Source organism: Proteus sp. GOKU (assembly GCF_015475555.1).
GTDB classification, from domain to species: domain Bacteria; phylum Pseudomonadota; class Gammaproteobacteria; order Enterobacterales; family Enterobacteriaceae; genus Proteus; species Proteus mirabilis_B.
Genome location: NZ_CP034105.1, coordinates 2,976,225 through 2,993,527, shown reverse-complemented (window position 1 = coordinate 2,993,527; position 17,303 = coordinate 2,976,225). Strand labels below are relative to the sequence as shown.

General features: G+C 38.0%; 13 protein-coding genes. 5 read left to right on the top strand and 8 right to left on the bottom strand.

The annotated features are described in order from the left end of the window. Nucleotides 1-2: 2 nt before the first annotated feature. The gene (bcsR, locus tag EHE21_RS18935; RefSeq protein ID WP_228766691.1) at nt 3-323 is read right to left on the bottom strand and encodes a cellulose biosynthesis protein BcsR; all 321 of its coding nucleotides are present in this window, start codon (nt 321-323) and stop codon (nt 3-5) included. 735 nt (nt 324-1,058) lie between these two features. Between bcsR and bcsG the strand changes: the two genes are divergently transcribed. After that, on the top strand, nt 1,059-2,804 hold the full coding sequence (gene bcsG / locus EHE21_RS13880; RefSeq protein ID WP_194950960.1) for a cellulose biosynthesis protein BcsG: 1,746 nt from the start codon (nt 1,059-1,061) through the stop codon (nt 2,802-2,804). A gap of 174 nt (nt 2,805-2,978) precedes the next feature. On the opposite strand, the gene metK is transcribed toward bcsG, so the two are convergent. Beyond that, nucleotides 2,979-4,133, bottom strand: coding sequence for a methionine adenosyltransferase (gene metK, locus EHE21_RS13875; RefSeq protein WP_194950959.1), 1,155 nt, complete (start codon nt 4,131-4,133; stop codon nt 2,979-2,981). 688 nt (nt 4,134-4,821) lie between these two features. Between metK and speA the strand changes: the two genes are divergently transcribed. From speA to EHE21_RS13855, 4 genes are all read left to right on the top strand, one after another. Further along, nucleotides 4,822-6,729: a biosynthetic arginine decarboxylase gene (gene speA / locus EHE21_RS13870; RefSeq protein WP_088494907.1), complete on the top strand. Its 1,908-nt coding sequence runs from the start codon at nt 4,822-4,824 to the stop codon at nt 6,727-6,729. Nucleotides 6,730-6,832: 103 nt separating this feature from the next. Next, entirely contained in the window at nt 6,833-7,753 is a 921-nt protein-coding gene (gene speB / locus EHE21_RS13865; protein ID WP_036912424.1) for an agmatinase, read from the top strand. Nucleotides 7,754-7,927: 174 nt separating this feature from the next. Then, nucleotides 7,928-8,269 (top strand): type II toxin-antitoxin system RelE/ParE family toxin, encoded by a 342-nt coding sequence (locus tag EHE21_RS13860; RefSeq protein ID WP_194950958.1) that lies wholly within the window; start codon nt 7,928-7,930, stop codon nt 8,267-8,269. Next, entirely contained in the window at nt 8,259-8,603 is a 345-nt protein-coding gene (locus tag EHE21_RS13855) for a DNA-binding protein (RefSeq protein ID WP_165122740.1), read from the top strand. Before EHE21_RS13860 ends, EHE21_RS13855 begins: the two co-directional genes overlap by 11 nt. Before the next feature lie 95 nt (nt 8,604-8,698). Here EHE21_RS13855 and mutH read toward each other — a convergent pair whose 3' ends face one another. The 6 genes from mutH to leuA form a co-directional block, all read right to left on the bottom strand. After that, entirely contained in the window at nt 8,699-9,376 is a 678-nt protein-coding gene (gene mutH / locus EHE21_RS13850; RefSeq protein WP_194950957.1) for a DNA mismatch repair endonuclease MutH, read from the bottom strand. 623 nt (nt 9,377-9,999) lie between these two features. Next, complete coding sequence (sgrR, locus tag EHE21_RS13845) at nt 10,000-11,679, bottom strand: HTH-type transcriptional regulator SgrR (protein ID WP_194950956.1); 1,680 nt, start codon at nt 11,677-11,679, stop codon at nt 10,000-10,002. 291 nt (nt 11,680-11,970) lie between these two features. Next, on the bottom strand, nt 11,971-12,576 hold the full coding sequence (gene leuD / locus EHE21_RS13840; protein WP_088494910.1) for a 3-isopropylmalate dehydratase small subunit: 606 nt from the start codon (nt 12,574-12,576) through the stop codon (nt 11,971-11,973). 8 nt (nt 12,577-12,584) lie between these two features. Continuing rightward, nucleotides 12,585-13,994 (bottom strand): 3-isopropylmalate dehydratase large subunit, encoded by a 1,410-nt coding sequence (gene leuC, locus EHE21_RS13835; protein ID WP_194950955.1) that lies wholly within the window; start codon nt 13,992-13,994, stop codon nt 12,585-12,587. Between the two features lies 1 nt (nt 13,995). Next, on the bottom strand, nt 13,996-15,087 hold the full coding sequence (leuB, locus tag EHE21_RS13830) for a 3-isopropylmalate dehydrogenase (protein WP_194950954.1): 1,092 nt from the start codon (nt 15,085-15,087) through the stop codon (nt 13,996-13,998). A gap of 2 nt (nt 15,088-15,089) precedes the next feature. Continuing rightward, nucleotides 15,090-16,649: a 2-isopropylmalate synthase gene (gene leuA, locus EHE21_RS13825; RefSeq protein WP_023581485.1), complete on the bottom strand. Its 1,560-nt coding sequence runs from the start codon at nt 16,647-16,649 to the stop codon at nt 15,090-15,092. Nucleotides 16,650-17,303 lie beyond the last annotated feature (654 nt).

Sequence of the window (17,303 nt, the reverse complement as noted above, 5' to 3'; positions counted from 1 at the left end):
CCTCATTTAGTCATATAATGAAATGCATTAAGTAATGGCCAGCGATAAATAAGCTCACTATTTACTTCTTCTTTATTGATATCCTGATAGTGATAGTTATTTAATGAAAATAATTTTTTTAGTTTATCAATGTCCTTATTTAGATTATTTTTTTCTATTTTTATATTTGAGTTAATAAAAGTTTCATTTTTCATTTTAATATCCTCTGGATAAAAGAAAAATAAATCTCTATCGAAATTAAAATCTCGATAAAAATAGGGGGTAATTAATAATGCTTTCTGTTTATTTAAACCACCTATTTTAGAATATGCTTTAAAATACATTATTTCAATTACGTAAAAACACATAAAATAGATATTTATTATCTTATTTTTATAAATTATGGCTATTGATTTTCTTTTTACATTTATATTTTCTGTTTTTTTTAATTTCGTCTGTTAAATAATAACGGAAAGAGTTTAGCTACAAAATAAAGCAATAAAAAGAAATGTAAATTAGCTGTTTATAACAATATATTAAATTGTTCGAATCTGATGATCATATTTGTATGTTGATCTGTATCATTTTTCATATAAAAATCATTATATTATAGTCTTTTAATGATTGTTTTTGTGTTTATGTTGAGGCGTTTGTTTACTTATTGCTACTTATGTTTATTAATTGTTATTCGATGTTGTTAATGTGTATTTTGTTTTGTTTTTGTTTCGAAATATAAAAATAAGATAACTCTGTGTTTCATTATTTAATGTAAATAAATCATCATTTTTAAAAATAGACGCTATTATATAAATAGAACGTTGAGTATTTTGTTTTTGAATCCAAATTAAATAAGTTGGATTTCGTAATTGTTTTTATTTTATATAAGAGGTCAGTGTTTTCTGACTAGGTTTTCTTTTTCGTTATTTTTTATTTAAGGGTTTTTACTTGGTTTTAAATAAATATTCTCTTATATGATCGTTTAGTAGTTAATTAAATATCAGAAGTAATAAAAAGACAGATATGAGTAATCATATAACTGTTGAATTGGATTTATTTATACTAAAGAGTAGGAAATCAAAATGAACAAATCTAATACAACCCAGTTCGATTTTTTACATTACTGGCATGGGTTGGGAGCATGGAATTTCTATTTTTTACTAAAGTTTGTTTTACTTTGGTATGGTTATTTAAATTTTGATGCTTTTAGCAATTTACTTTTTCTTGCCTTTTTATTGTTCCCATTACCAAAAAATATTTGGCATAAAATGCGTAATTGGGTCGCTATCCCAATAGGGATAATATTATTTTACCATGATACTTGGTTACCCAGCTTTTCAACGATTCTTGCCCAAGGTGGACAGCTTAAACAGTTTTCCTTTGATTACCTTGTTGAGTTAACTGTTAACTTTATCAATATCAAAATGATAGGTGTCGCCTTTATTTTGTTAGTGGGCTACCTTTTTATTGAACAGTGGATGAGGGTATCCGTTTTTATTATTGCGGGGGTGTTGTGGCTAAATCTTGGTGGGTTTACTCATTTTTCTCAAGGTGTGGTGCCTGCCGTTTCTGCTAATTCTTTCACACAAGAAAGTAATATTAGTACAGAAAAAAACACTGTAGTAGTCAAAGCGCCTGAAGTATTACCAGCATCAGTTGAACCGCAAGTTTCCCCTGAAGTTGTACCAACGAAGGAAGTAGAGACTGCATCTATTAATACCGTTTATCCACCACAAAAACTGAAGGTTAATAATAAGGTATTGGATGATTGGCTAACACAGTTTTATGGTTATGAGAAAAAACGTACAACACCATTCCCTGCGCAGTTAGCAGCCAATGCTCAGCCTTTTGATATCTTAATTATTAATATTTGTTCACTTTCTACTGCTGATGCGGCGGCGGTTGGGCTGCAAGAGCACCCTATTTGGGGTAACTTTGATGTGTTATTTAGTCACTTTAATACCGTATCTTCTTATAGTGGTCCTGCATCATTAAGATTATTACGCGCAAGTTGTGGTCAGACTCACCACTCTGATTTATACGATCCCGCAGATGCACAATGTTTGCTGATGGATAATTTATCGTCATTGGGATTTGCCAAGAAATTGGTTCTCGACCATAACGGGAAGTTCGGTAATTACCTCAAAGAAGTTCAGCAACTCGGTAATCTTAATATCGCCTTACAAGATCAAGAAAATCTTTCTCATCAAATTACCGCATTTGATGGCACCAAAATTTACAACGATAAGGAAACATTACAACGTTGGTTGCAAGCGCGTGAACAGTCTAATGAGAGCCGCTCTGTGACCTTTGTGAACTTGGTGTCATTACATGATGGTAACCGTTATGTAGGCGAAAATAGCACCGCTGATTATGGTAAACGCGCCTCTACATTGCTTGATAACTTAGATAGCTTTATGAATGAGCTAGATAAAAAAGGAAGAAAAGTGATGGTGGTGATTGTGCCTGAGCATGGTGCTGCGCTACAAGGTGATAAGACACAAATGTCAGGGCTAAGAGATATTCCAAGCCAAAGTATTACTACCGTTCCTGTTGGTATTCGTTTCACCGGAATAAAAGATAGAGCACAATTTTATCCTCCTGTGATTGTCGATGAACCCAGCAGCTATTTGGCTATCTCTGAGTTTATTTCTCGTAATGTGAATGGTGATGTCTTTAACCAATCTATTATTGATTGGAATGCATTAGCCAGTGAACTTCCTCAAACTGCCAATGTTGCGGAAAACCAAGCTACGGTTGTGGTTGATTATCAAGGGCAGTCTTATATCAAGTTAAATGGAGGTGAGTGGATTAACTACCCTAATTAACTTTTTATAGGAAACAGTTTCATCATAAATCTATGTTCTCGTTTTCTCCTATTGAGACCCCCGTATGATTGCGGGGTTTTTTTATGAGTTTTATAAATAGAAGCCATAAAAAAACCACATCTATTAAGATGTGGTCTTATCAAAATCAATAACGTGATGTTCTTGGCAAGAGACTTATTTTAAGCCTGCTGCTTCACGTAAGATTTCAGCTTTATCTGTTGCTTCCCAAGGGAATTCAGAGCGACCAAAGTGACCGTAAGCAGCCGTTTTTTGGTAGATAGGGTGCAGTAAATCTAGCATTTGAATTAATCCATAAGGACGTAAGTCAAAGAATTCACGCACTAACAGAATCAGTTGTGCTGTTGGGACTTTTTCAGTACCAAATGTTTCTACCATAATTGATGTTGGCTCAGCCACACCGATTGCGTAAGAAACTTGAATTTCACAACGATCTGCTAAACCTGCAGCTACGATATTTTTAGCTACGTAACGAGCAGCATAAGCGGCTGAACGGTCAACTTTCGATGGATCTTTACCAGAGAAAGCACCACCACCGTGACGAGCCATACCGCCGTATGTGTCGACAATGATTTTACGACCGGTTAAACCACAGTCGCCCATTGGTCCACCGATAACAAAACGGCCTGTTGGGTTGATGAAATATTTAGTTTGTTCATTTAACCATTCTGCTGGCAGAACAGGTTTAATGATCTCTTCCATCACGGCTTCATGCAGATCTTTTTGTGAAATCTCTTCAGAATGCTGAGTTGATAATACAACTGCATCAATACCAACAACTTTATTGTTGTCGTATTGGAAGGTAATTTGGCTTTTCGCATCAGGGCGTAACCAAGGTAAAGCACCGCTTTTGCGGACTTGTGCTTGACGTTGAACTAAACGATGAGCATAAGTAATTGGAGCAGGCATTAATACGTCAGTTTCGTTGGTTGCATAACCAAACATTAAACCTTGGTCGCCAGCGCCTTGCTCTAATGGATTTGCACGATCAACGCCTTGGTTGATATCAGGTGATTGTTTACCAATCGCACTGATAACTGCGCAGGAATTAGCATCAAAGCCCATGTCAGAACTGGTGTAGCCGATTTCACGAACAGTGTTACGTGTAATTTCTTCGATATCGACCCAAGCTTTGGTGGTAATTTCTCCGCCTACCATAACCATGCCTGTCTTAACGTAAGTTTCGCAGGCAACGCGTGCTTTTGGATCTTGTTCTAAAATTGCATCCAGAACAGCATCAGAAATCTGATCTGCAATTTTATCTGGATGACCTTCTGAGACTGATTCAGAAGTAAAAAGGTGTGTAGTCATTATATCTCGTTACCTTAATACAAACGGTTTAAGGATGGATGTTTTAACATCTAGACGTCTATTTTATGACTCTTCTCTCTTTAATTCCAGCTTTTTTTAATCAAATATAGGGATAAAGTAGAATCAAACAGTTAATCTTATTTTTGTTGCTTGCTATTTTTGTATCAAGAAAAGAGAGATTAGAGAAAAAAAAGTTTTTTGTACTTTTTGCTTTGCATTTTTAACTAACTAAAGGTATAACCTCGCGGTTACTGTGAAATCTGAACACAGTGTAAACCGCAGGATTTCTGATCCTGTTTCTCTGTTAGGGAAATGGCTTATAAGTTTAAGCCATGTGTGGAGTGAATGGGTAATGATCCATTGTCTACAGGTTAGTCTTTTCAAAAACCAAAACAGTACTCGCCAATACTATACACGTAGTATATCTAGAGTAATTTCCTCTTTGAGCTCTTTCTCTTTAGAGCGAAGTTGTCTGTTACTTGCCAATAGGTGATTGTGTTAACTCGTTATAGGTTAACTCAAGAACTTTCTACTATTATGTCCCGCGTATAGCTGGATAATCATATAAAAATATATAGTGAGCCATTACTTCCAACTGTTATTTATCAGTCGTTTCAGATTTTTGTCGGATAATTGACTACTATGGTGACAGGCAAGGTATAAACTCATACTCCCTAAGGAGAATGTCATGAATGATAACATCGCTCGTAAGATGCAGCAGACCTATAACATTGCATATTGGGGTGGCGGTTACTATTTAGCGAATAATCGGGGAAATATTAGCGTTTGTCCTAATCCTGATGTTCCTAATGCAACTTTTGATTTAACCGAATTGGTTAAACGAGTTCAAGAAGAGCAATCGAACCTGCGTTTACCTGCGCTTTTTTGCTTTCCTCAAATACTACAACATCGTTTACGTTCGATTAATGCTGCGTTTCATCGCGCGCGTGAATCTTATGGTTATAAAGGTGACTATTTTTTAGTTTACCCAATTAAAGTTAACCAACAACGTCGTGTTATTGAGTCATTAGTCAATGCAGGAGAGCCTTTAGGTTTAGAGGCTGGTTCTAAAGCAGAATTAATGGCAGTACTTGCTCATGCCAATATGACAAGTTCTGTGATTGTTTGTAATGGTTATAAAGACCGTGAGTATATTCGTTTAGCACTCACTGGTGAAAAACTTGGGCATAAAGTTTTCTTAGTCATTGAGAAAATGTCTGAGATTAAAATGGTTCTTGAAGAAGCTGAACGTTTAGAAGTTATTCCACGTTTAGGCGTTCGCGCTCGTCTTGCTTCTCAAGGTTCAGGTAAATGGCAGGCAAGTGGTGGTGAAAAATCAAAATTTGGTTTAGCCGCGACACAAGTTCTGCAATTAATTGATATGTTACGCCAAGCTGACCGCTTAGATAGCCTGCAATTACTGCATTTCCATTTGGGATCACAAATGGCGAATATCCGTGATATCGCAACCGGTGTTCGTGAATCTGCACGCTTCTATGTTGAACTGCACAAACTGGGCGTGAATATTCAGTATTTCGATGTGGGTGGCGGTTTAGGTGTGGACTATGAAGGTACACGCTCACAATCTGATTGCTCTGTTAACTATGGCCTTAACGAATATGCGAATAACGTTATTTGGGCGATTGGTGACGCGTGTGATGAAAATGATTTACCACATCCAACCGTTATTACTGAATCAGGTCGTGCATTAACAGCACACCATACAGTATTAATTTCTAATGTAATTGGTGTTGAACGTAATGAATTTACGGCAATTACACCACCTGAAGATGATGCAGCAAGACCGATTGCAAGCCTTTGGGAAACATGGGAAGAGATGCAAACTAAAGGGCATAGCCGTTCATTACGTGAATGGTTACACGATAGCCAATTAGACTTACATGATGTGCATACCCAATATGTTCACGGTATGTTAAGTCTGACAGAGCGTGCATGGGCAGAAGAGCTGTATTTGAATATTTGTCGTCGTATTCAGTACGATTTAGATCCAAGCAATCGTGCCCATCGTCCTATTATTGATGAGTTACAAGAACGCATGTCAGATAAGTTCTATGTTAACTTCTCATTGTTCCAATCTTTACCTGATGCATGGGGTATCGACCAGTTATTTCCTGTATTACCGATTGAAGGGCTAGATAAACCGCTTGATCGTCGCGCAGTGCTACTCGATATCACTTGTGACTCAGATGGTATTATTGACCATTATGTTGATGGTGATGGTGTTGAAACAACGATGCCAATGCCAGCTTATGATCCTGAATATCCACCAATGATCGGCTTCTTTATGGTTGGGGCTTATCAGGAAATTTTAGGCAATATGCATAACTTATTTGGTGATACGGCAGCGGTTGACGTTTACCTTGATGAAAAAGGTAATCTGACTTACGTGCAAAGTGAAGAGGGCGACACGGTTGCTGATATGCTTCAGTACGTTAAGTTAAATCCTACCGTGCTGTTAGATCGTTTCCGCACCCAAGTAAAAAATGCACAGTTAGATGAAGCGTTACAAGAGCAATTCCTGACTGAATTTGAAAGTGGTTTATACGGTTATACGTATCTGGAAGAAGAAGAGTAATTCTTCACTTTCCAATGCAGGAGTGATGTTATTAAACATCACTCTTTATCTATCATATTGATTTGTATGTTGCTTATTTTAAATAAGCAACAGAGGTAATAGCATGAAAAATAGTACGTTAGGTAATGAGACTGATAATTCATTGATCTCTAATGCATTTGGTTTTTTACGTTTTCCACTGAATTTTCAGCCTTATAGCAGTGATGCAGATTGGGTTATTACAGGTGTGCCTTTTGATATGGCAACATCAGGTCGTGCAGGAACTCGTCATGGACCAGGCGCTATTCGTCAAATTTCAACGAATTTAGCGTGGGAAGGTAATCGCTGGCCGTGGGATTTCGATATGCGTGAACGTTTAAGCGTTGTCGATTGTGGTGACTTAGTGTTTAACTTCGGTGATGCACAAGATATGAGCGATAAATTACAAGCTCATACAGAGAAGTTATTAGCCGCAGGTAAAAAATGCTTAACGTTTGGTGGTGACCATTTTGTCACGCTGCCTTTATTACGTGCCCATGCAAAACACTTCGGTAAAATGGCATTAGTTCATTTTGATGCGCATACCGATACTTATGGTAATGGCAGTAAATTTGACCACGGTACTATGTTCTTCCATGCACCAAATGAAGGATTAATCGATCCTAACCACTCTGTTCAAATTGGTATTCGTACTGATCATGACAGTGATAATGGTTTCACTGTATTGGATGCAGCACAGGTTAACGATCGCGGTGTGACTGATCTCGTTGATCAGATCAAAGGTATTGTTGGTGATCTCCCTGTTTATCTGACTTTTGATATCGACTGTCTTGATCCTGCGTTTGCACCAGGAACAGGAACACCAGTTGTAGGCGGCTTAACAACAGATAAAGCACTGAAGATCTTACGTGCATTACAACCGTTAAATATTGTCGGCATGGATTTAGTTGAAGTTTCTCCAGCTTACGATCAATCGGATATTACAGCACTTGCAGGGGCAACCATTGCTCTTGATATGTTGTATCTGCAAGCCGCAAAAAAATAATTTCTGTTAATTTCAGAAAATAAAGACAAAGCGATATCTGTTAGGTATCGCTTTTTTTATGTTTGTTTTTTGAAAAAAAGAACGCTTTTTTATCTTGATGATTGTCTGTTATAAGTTACACTTTATTTGTAATTTATAAGCGACAATCAAGTGACTTGGCAATAGGGATAGCAAATGCCATATAAAATAGTACGTTATCAAGATAATAATCAAAAAGTACCCTATACGGATTGGATTAAGAAATTAAGAAAACGTGATCCTCAAGCAGCAGCAAAAGTAGAAGTACAAATATCACGAGCCTGTGTCGGTAATTTTGCTGATCATAAGTTTGAAAGAGAAGGTGTTTGGGCTTTACGGATTAATTATGGTCAAGGGTATCGAGTTTATTACTCTGTAGAGAATGGGCTTATAATTCTCTTATTAGTTGGAGGTAATAAAGGAACTCAGCAAGCAGATATAGACAAAGCAGTGAGTTATCTTAAAGATTATTATGTAAGGATAAAAAATGACAAATAAAATAGAAAAAATGAAACAAAATAATATCCCTGCATGTATTGATCATGATGCTGAATTGATCAAAGAACTGCGAGAAGATCCTGTTTATGCAGAAATTTATTTACAGACAGCATTAGAAGGTATCTATGAACCTGGAGGCGTTGGTGCGTTTCTTATTGCATTACGGCAAATAATCGAAGCTCATGGTGGTGTAGGTGAAATAGCAAAAAAATCAGGTCTTTCTCGACAGCATATTTATCGAGCATTATCTGAAAATGGTAATCCGACTTTAACAACACTCACAGAAATAACACGAGCAGTGGGTGTTAGGCTGGCTTCTTCTCATTGCATTTAGAAAAATAAACCAGAAAGTATCGTATTAATAATAATGCCCTGTGTGATTTAGAATAATGACACAGGGTATTTTATTGCGAGTGATTTATAACGAAACTAAAGCTGAAAATAACGAGCAAGCAGAGGGGCGGTAAAATTCTTTTTTAAATAGAATCCTCTGGGTAAGGTCATAATACGTTGCCCATCTTCACCAATCGCTTCTGTTAATGCTTTGCTGTTTGCTGCTTTGGGACGGATTTGTAAGACTTGCCCGTGGCGTGCGGTAATGCTTTCTACTTTACCTAACACAATCATGTCCATTAACTCTTCCCAATCATGACGTAATAGTTCTTCTTCAGTACTATTAGGGCTCCAAAGTAACGGAGAGGCGACGCGACGTTGTGATAATGGTATTTCCCTTTCTCCTTCAACGGGCACCCATAATACTTTTGAGAGCTTACGTTTTACATGGCTATTTTCCCATGTAATACCGCTGTTTCCGGTCAACGCTGCGACACAGACAAAAGTGGTTTCTAAAGGCATGCCCAATCTATCAATTGGAATGGTTTTGAGCTCAATGCCCAATTCACTGAAGTCTTGTTCAGGTTTGCTGCCTGCACTTGCGCCTAAATAGTATTCCAACAACATGCCTACCCAACCTTTATCTCTTTTTAGATCAATTGGGATAGGGAGTTGTGCAAAAGCGGCAAGTTCACCAAAAGTATAACCCGCAAGCGCTTTTGCTCGTTCGAATAAAACCTGCTCATTTTCGGGGGCGACTGGTGGCGTAAACATAGTTATTATCTTCTTGTATAAATAATAGACAGAAAAAACAGGTTGTTGATAACGTATTTAGCTTTATTTTATTTAAATCATAATAGCATGATATATCATCATTTTTTTGAGTTAATTCGCTAATTGAAATTTATAATTCCAAGTTGTGCACGGTTATCCTGAAATCATAAACAGGCTTTTACACTAGGTTATCCACAGCTTTATGGGATAACTCACAGAAAGTGAGATCACTGTTCTGATTTACAGCCTTGACTTTTGCAGATATTTGCCAAAATTATCCTATTTTGTCTAACTAATCGGCATAACCTGTGGATAAAACACCCTATGGTTATTTTTTGTACGATTTAAGCGAGAGGACCTTTTAATTGTTTTATCCAATCGCTGAAATAGGCATTAAAATTTGGCTACTAATTTGAATTATAAGTGATATTTTAAAATTTGTATCAACAGGCTTTCTAACAATACAAAAACTATACCCTGATTATCTCACTCTTTTTCACATAGATATCCACAGAAAAAGTGAATAAATCCCCTAAGTGTTTATGTGGGTGTTTATAACTTTCAAGGTTTCTGTGAATTAACACAAATAATGACTAATTTGAACACTGAAAAGAGACAACAACCTATTTTAGCTTTGGTGTATCGATATCCGGCGTAAACCACGCTGATTTAAAATCAAACCAGCCAAAGGTATTCATTTTGACACCTCGTATAGTTCTCTGCCCTTGTAGCTCTAGTAAATGGTGAAATAGAGGATAAAGCCAAATATCTTGTGTTAATTGGCGACACCACTCTTCAAGTGGCAAGGATTTTTGGTGCCATAGTGTGAGCTCTTGTGAAAATGATGCGCCTAAACATTGGTGAAAGAGTGGTAATTCATAAAGTGCAGCAAAAATTGAGAACTCTAAAGGTTTATAAAAATTCACTGTTGCTAACCAAATATCACTATCAGCTTCTCCGTAATACCACTGCTCATAATCAAGCACTTGAATGGTAAGTTCAATATCATACTGAGATAAAATACTTTTTATTAAATCTGCAATAGTGCTGTATTCATGATGCTCTTTATAAAGAGTGACAGTCAGTTTTGTTAATGAAGGAGGTTTTGGATGTTGGCGGATTAATTTACTGTGATGCCAATGAAGTAATAATCCATAAGCAGGAGACCAATGGCGTTGATAGAAAGGATCACAATGCGTCAGCATATTAACAGGGGTTAACACACTGCTTAACCACTCTCTTATTTCAGTCTGTTGGCACTGTTTTGAGCGACTATCATAAAGTAGGAAATAGCATCCTTCTTCTTTACGGCTTTCTAGTGAGTCTTTATTGGTATCATCATCTGTTAAATGAATAGTTGAACAGACCATTTTGTTATTCAGTTCTGGAACTACCCAGATATCAATTTCATCTAATAATGCCCGTAAGCCAAAATAGCGATTAAAGGCTTTGATTTGCAGCTTATGTTTATCATTAGCGATAACCTGATAAGCGCCAGTACCAATGGGACGTTGTGCAAAAGAAGGAAGTGATGCCCATTCTTGCGGCAAAATAACGGCTTGTGGACTTCCTAATAACGTTGCAAATTGCTTATCCGCTTCGCTTAAGAAAATATCTAGCACATAAGGCTGAGGCGAGGAAATTTGTTCTATATGTGCATAAAGAGGGTTACAGTGTTTCATTCTCATTAAAGAAGTACTGATATCTTCAAGGGTGAGCTCACGACCATGATGAAAATAGATAGAAGGACGTAAATAAAATCGCCAATGTTGCTCTGTGACCATTTGCCAATGATGAGCTAATTCGGCTTCGACTTCTCCATTTTCCTCTTTTAGATGCACTAACGAGTTAAATATCTGACTCATTAAATGTAATTCAGAGCGTCTTAATGGTGTTCCCGGTAATAAATTCCTAAAAGGGCGATAGTAAATAATACGCAGTAATTGTTGTCCGGGATGAAAGCTTTTTTCAATTTGAGAGAGCACCATTTGCCGTACTGAGTCTTTATCGCCCATTAGTGCGACAAGCTTTTCAATATCATTCTCTTCTATCAGCCTTTCAGCGCGATTTTGTTGGATCTCAAGTGCATTAGAGTGAAAAATAAGCGTGGATTTTTTACCTCGACCGACTTCCGCTTGCCAATTTATCCAACCTATTTCTTGCATCTTATTTAATAAAGAGCGGACATGACGACGCGTGCAATGCAGGGTTTGTGCTAATTCTTGTAACGTTGTTTCGGTCGCTTTTCCCTGAAAGGCTTGCCATAAGCGAATAAATTGTAACTCTAAGCGGGGTGAGATCATAAAAGAGGAAATCCCTTGATAAAGTGATCAATTTTAATTTCCTTATATTAGACCGATAATGATTGTGTTTAAAGTTAGCTCTCATGTTAGTTATCACAAATTACGAATACTGACAGACTCCCCCATTTGAGCATTCGGTGATTACCGGCCAGTGATGATTGATCACTGGCTTTTTTATTGGTTATTTATAGGAAGGCTTTTGTTGGGACAAAAAAAAGCCGTAAACGAATTTACGGCAAGAATGACAAAGTAAACATCACAGAAAGTAGAAGAAGGTGAAAACTGCTTTAATTAGCGCATAAAGGCAGGTTGTTTTGCCTCGTAAGCACTAATGTCATCTTGGTGTTGCAGTGTTAATCCAATACTGTCTAATCCTTCAATCATGCAGTGGCGGCGAAATGAGTCGATTTCAAAAGAGAAATGTAATTCACCCGCTCTAACCTCTTGTGCCACTAAATCTACGGTAATGGGGGTGCCTGCATGTTCTTTTACCCAATCAAATAATTGTGAGACTTCATCATCACTTAATTTGATTGGTAATAATTGATTGTTAAATGAATTCCCGTAAAAAATATCAGCAAAACTGGGTGCGATAACGGCGTGAAAACCATAATCAGTTAATGCCCAAGGCGCGTGTTCACGAGATGATCCACAACCAAAGTTTTCTCGAGCTAATAAAATAGATGCACCTTGATAAATAGGCTGATTCAAAATAAAGGCTGGGTTAGGTTGAGTGCCTTCATCGTCCAAAAAACGCCAATCGTGAAACAGGTGCTTACCAAAGCCAGTACGCGTCACTTTCTGCAAAAATTGCTTAGGAATAATGGCGTCGGTATCCACATTTGCTGCATCTAAAGGAACCGCAATACCCGTGTGTTGAGTAAATTTATTCATCATGTTCTCCTTTAAGATGCCACTGCAAATGTACGAATATCTGCAAAATGACCATTAATCGCTGCCGCCGCCGCCATTGCAGGACTGACTAAGTGTGTTCGACCTCCACGACCTTGGCGACCTTCAAAGTTACGGTTGCTGGTGGATGCGCAACGTTCGCCCGGATTTAATCGGTCGTTATTCATCGCTAAACACATTGAACAACCCGGTAAACGCCATTCAAAACCTGCTTCAATAAAGATTTTATCTAAGCCTTCTGCTTCAGCTTGCGCTTTAACAGGACCTGATCCCGGAACAACAATCGCTTGAACATGGGATGCAACTTTATGGCCTTTTGCGATTTCAGCAGCTGCTCGCAAATCTTCAATACGCGAGTTTGTACAAGAGCCAATAAAGACTTTATCGATAGCAACATCTGTTAAGTTGACACCTTCACTTAATCCCATATAAGCCAAGGCTTTTTCAGCAGAAGCGCGTTCAACAGGATCGTTAAAGCTATTTAATAACGGGACTATTTGATCAATAGCAATAACTTGCCCTGGATTGGTGCCCCATGTAACTTGTGGCGCAATATCAGCGGCATTAATAGTGACTGTGGCATCGAAAATTGCATCGTTGTCAGACTTTAAGGTTCTCCAATAAGCGACAGCTTCATCCCAAGATTGATCTTTAGGTGCAAATTGACGTCCTTTTAAGTAGTCAAAAGTGGTGTCATCCGGCGCGACTAAGCCTGCTTTGGCGCCCATTTCAATTGCCATATTGCATAAAGTCATTCGACCTTCCATGCTTAATGCTTCAATGGCTTCACCCGCAAATTCAACGATATAGCCTGTACCACCGGCACTACCTAATTTGCCGATAATGGCTAATACGATATCTTTCGCGGTGATCCCAATAGCGGTTTTACCCTGAACTTCAATTTTTAATGTTTTAGCACGAGACTGTTTTAAAGTTTGAGTTGCTAAAACATGTTCAACTTCTGAAGTTCCGATCCCAAAAGCTAATGAACCAAAGGCACCATGAGTTGCAGTATGTGAGTCACCACAAACAATGGTCATTCCCGGTAAGGTTAAGCCTTGCTCCGGCCCCATTACGTGAACAATCCCTTGATAAGGATGGTTTAAGTCATACAGCGTAACGCCAAATTCTTGGCAGTTTTTCATCAACTCTTGCATTTGAATCCTCGCCATATCACCACAAGCATTAATATCTTTAGTTTGTGTTGATACGTTGTGATCCATCGTTGCAAAGGTTTTATTCGGTTGACGAACAGGGCGACCTTTTGTTCTTAATCCATCAAAGGCTTGAGGTGATGTCACTTCATGCACTAAATGTCTATCGATATATAAAATGGGTGTTTCATCACTCACTTCTCTGACAACATGTGCATCATAAATTTTTTGATATAATGTTTTACCCATGTTATGCCCCTTCATGAATATACTGAGCGATACGATCACCCATTTCTGCGGTTGTGATTGCGTTGCCATTACCGGCTAAATCTGCGGTGCGATAGCCTTTTGCTAATACTTGTGTGATAGCATCTTCAATGGCTTGAGCTGCATTATCTTCATTAAAGCTATAGCGTAATAACAGTGCGGCAGACAGAATTTGTGCAATTGGATTCGCAATGTTTTTACCTGCTATATCAGGCGCTGAGCCTCCTGCGGGTTCATATAAACCAAAGCGCTCTTCGTTAACACTGGCAGATGGCAACATTCCCATAGAGCCGGTGATCATTGCGCATTCATCCGATAAAATATCGCCAAAAATATTGGAGCACAGCAACACATCAAATTGAGATGGATCTTTAATTAACTGCATTGTTGCGTTATCGATATACATATGTTGAATTTCAACATCTGGGTATTCTTTTGCGATCCCAGTGACAACTTCACGCCATAAAATAGAGCTTTGTAATACGTTAGCTTTATCAATTGAGGTTACTTTATGACGGCGTTTACGTGCTGATTCAAACGCAAAACGTGCAATACGTTCAATCTCATAACGATGGTAAATTTCAGTATCAAAAGCACGCTCTTGTGCGCCTTCACCTTCACGACCTTTAGGCTGACCGAAGTAAATACCACCTGTTAATTCACGTACACAGAAAATATCAAAACCACGTTGGGCGATATCAGCACGTAATGGGCAGTAGGCTTCTAAGCCTTCATATAAGCGAGCAGGGCGTAAATTACAGAACAATTTAAAATGCTTGCGTAATGGCAATAAAGCACCGCGCTCTGGCTGTTCATTTGCAGGTAAGTGTTCCCATTTAGGGCCACCGACGGAACCAAATAAAATCGCATCGGCTTGTTCACAACCCGCTAAGGTATCTGCTGGCAACGGAGTGCCATGATTATCAATGGCAATGCCACCGATATCGTATTCTTTTGTTGTGATATTGAGTGAGAAACGCTTACTAACCGCCTTCATCACTTTTTGTGCTTGAGCCATGACTTCAGGGCCAATACCATCTCCGGGTAATACTGCAATATGATAATTTTTTGACATAATTAAACCGCTTCTTGTGTTGTATGTTGTTTGCGTTTTTCTATTTCGACTTGCTCTGAGCGCCAAATGCTATTGATAACGTGGATCATGGCATTCGCAGATGAACCTACGATGTCAGTTTCTAAACCCATCCCATGAAATTTACGTCCTTGATATTCAACGACGATATCAACTTGCCCTAAAGCGTCTCTACCTTCACCTTTAGCAGTTAATTGATAAGTGACTAATTTCAATGGATAACCTGTTGCACGAGAGATGGCTTGATAAACCGCATCGACGGGACCATTACCGGTTGCTGCTTCAGTAATTTCTTTGTCACCATGAGTAATACTGACACTTGCGGTAGCAACGGTTGATGAGCCCGATTGAGTATTAAAATAGTTCATTACAAACTCATCAGGCTCTTGTTGCTGTTGTCCCATAAATGCTAAAGCTTCCAAATCGTAATCAAAGACTTGGCCTTTTTTATCGGCTAAACGTAAGAAGGCAGAATATAAAGTATCCAAGTTATAATCTGTTTCGCGATAACCCATCTCTTCCATTCGGTGTTTAACTGCGGCACGACCTGAGCGAGAAGTTAAATTCAATTGCACTTCTTTTAATCCGATAGATTCCGGTGTCATGATTTCGTAGGTTTCGCGATTTTTCAAAACGCCATCTTGGTGAATACCCGATGAATGCGCGAATGCATTGGAGCCAACAACCGATTTATTAGCATGAATTGGCGTATTACATAATTGGCTGACTAATTGACTGGTACGATAAATTTCTTTGTGATTAATCCGTGTTTGAACATTCATCATTTGCTCACGAACTTTTATCGCCATAATGACTTCTTCTAATGCACAGTTACCCGCACGTTCGCCTAAGCCATTAATTGTTCCTTCTACTTGTCTTGCACCTGCTTGTACTGCAGTAATAGAGTTAGCAACTGCCATGCCCAAATCGTCATGACAGTGAACAGAAATAATGGCTTTATCAATATTGGGAACACGCTCAAACAAGTTGGTGATAATGCCACCAAATTGGTAAGGCGTTGTATAACCTACGGTATCTGGAATATTAATGGTGGTTGCGCCAGCATTAATTGCGCTTTCAACAATTCGGCATAAATTATCGATATGGGTACGGCCTGCATCTTCGCAAGAAAATTCTACGTCATCGGTATAGCGACGAGCACGCTTTATCGAATTCACGCCCATTTCAATAATATCTTCGAATGATTTTTTCAATTTGTGTTCAGCATGCAGTGCTGAGGTTGCCAAGAATACGTGGATACGAAAAGCCTCTGCGACTTTTAAAGACTCCGCTGCAACATCAATATCGTTATCAACGCAGCGTGCCAATGCACAAATACGGCTATTTTTTATTTCGCGTGCAATGGTTTGCACGGATTCAAAATCACCAGGAGAAGAAACAGGAAAGCCAGCTTCAATGATATCCACACCTAAACGCTCTAAAGCGTAAGCAATTTGTAACTTCTCTTTTACGCTTAAGCTCGCCTGCAATGCTTGTTCGCCATCTCTCAATGTGGTATCAAAAATAATCACGTCGTTGCTCATAATCTGTTCCTTTCTCTTTTTATTTGCTGTTTGCGCTCTCCCAGGTATAAAAAAACCCGCGACTAGCGCGGGTTTTTCTCTCTAAGGGCAGGTGTGTTTCACTTTTTACCCATAAGCCGACCGCGCATAAAAGTTGCGAGTAGTAGTAGGCTTGATAGTAAAATTGCGTTTAACATGAAACATCCTTAGGTAAGTTCTCAATAATCTGTATTTATTGATACCTAATACCAATAAAGATGTCAAGCGTTGGAATTTATTAATTCATTTATCAGTGTTATTTATAAAATTTTTATAGTGATTCTGACTAATATCTAAATTTTTACTAATGATTATAACTATTAAGCATTCATTGATTGGGTTAATGTTCCATACGTTGTTTGAAAAAGAGTGAAATGAAAAATCAAACAATTGTTTGCTTTTTTTTTAATCAGCCAGTTGATAAAGAAAAAAGAGGGCGTTAGGGAAGGGATGATTAATAAATGTGAGCAACGTTTTGAATGTAAGAATAAAAATCATTGTATTATAAATGATGATAGATACCGGATACCTATTTTAGGAATGAAAGTACATTATTTTATTATGATTTTTATCATACTTTGTTTTATTATTTGCAAGGCAGAAGGTAAAACAGGTTGTAATATATATTGATATAAT

What these genes read in the sequence shown, in the direction of transcription:
- leuC (WP_194950955.1), bottom strand. Translation starts at nt 13,994, where the DNA reads ATGGGTAAAACATTATATCAAAAAATTTATGATGCACATGTTGTCAGA.
- EHE21_RS13855 (WP_165122740.1), top strand. Translation starts at nt 8,259, where the DNA reads ATGACAAATAAAATAGAAAAAATGAAACAAAATAATATCCCTGCATGT.
- leuA (WP_023581485.1), bottom strand. Translation starts at nt 16,649, where the DNA reads ATGAGCAACGACGTGATTATTTTTGATACCACATTGAGAGATGGCGAA.
- metK (WP_194950959.1), bottom strand. Translation starts at nt 4,133, where the DNA reads ATGACTACACACCTTTTTACTTCTGAATCAGTCTCAGAAGGTCATCCA.
- sgrR (WP_194950956.1), bottom strand. Translation starts at nt 11,679, where the DNA reads ATGATCTCACCCCGCTTAGAGTTACAATTTATTCGCTTATGGCAAGCC.
- leuB (WP_194950954.1), bottom strand. Translation starts at nt 15,087, where the DNA reads ATGTCAAAAAATTATCATATTGCAGTATTACCCGGAGATGGTATTGGC.
- speB (WP_036912424.1), top strand. Translation starts at nt 6,833, where the DNA reads ATGAAAAATAGTACGTTAGGTAATGAGACTGATAATTCATTGATCTCT.
- bcsG (WP_194950960.1), top strand. Translation starts at nt 1,059, where the DNA reads ATGAACAAATCTAATACAACCCAGTTCGATTTTTTACATTACTGGCAT.
- mutH (WP_194950957.1), bottom strand. Translation starts at nt 9,376, where the DNA reads ATGTTTACGCCACCAGTCGCCCCCGAAAATGAGCAGGTTTTATTCGAA.
- leuD (WP_088494910.1), bottom strand. Translation starts at nt 12,576, where the DNA reads ATGATGAATAAATTTACTCAACACACGGGTATTGCGGTTCCTTTAGAT.
- bcsR (WP_228766691.1), bottom strand. Translation starts at nt 323, where the DNA reads ATGTATTTTAAAGCATATTCTAAAATAGGTGGTTTAAATAAACAGAAA.
- speA (WP_088494907.1), top strand. Translation starts at nt 4,822, where the DNA reads ATGAATGATAACATCGCTCGTAAGATGCAGCAGACCTATAACATTGCA.
- EHE21_RS13860 (WP_194950958.1), top strand. Translation starts at nt 7,928, where the DNA reads ATGCCATATAAAATAGTACGTTATCAAGATAATAATCAAAAAGTACCC.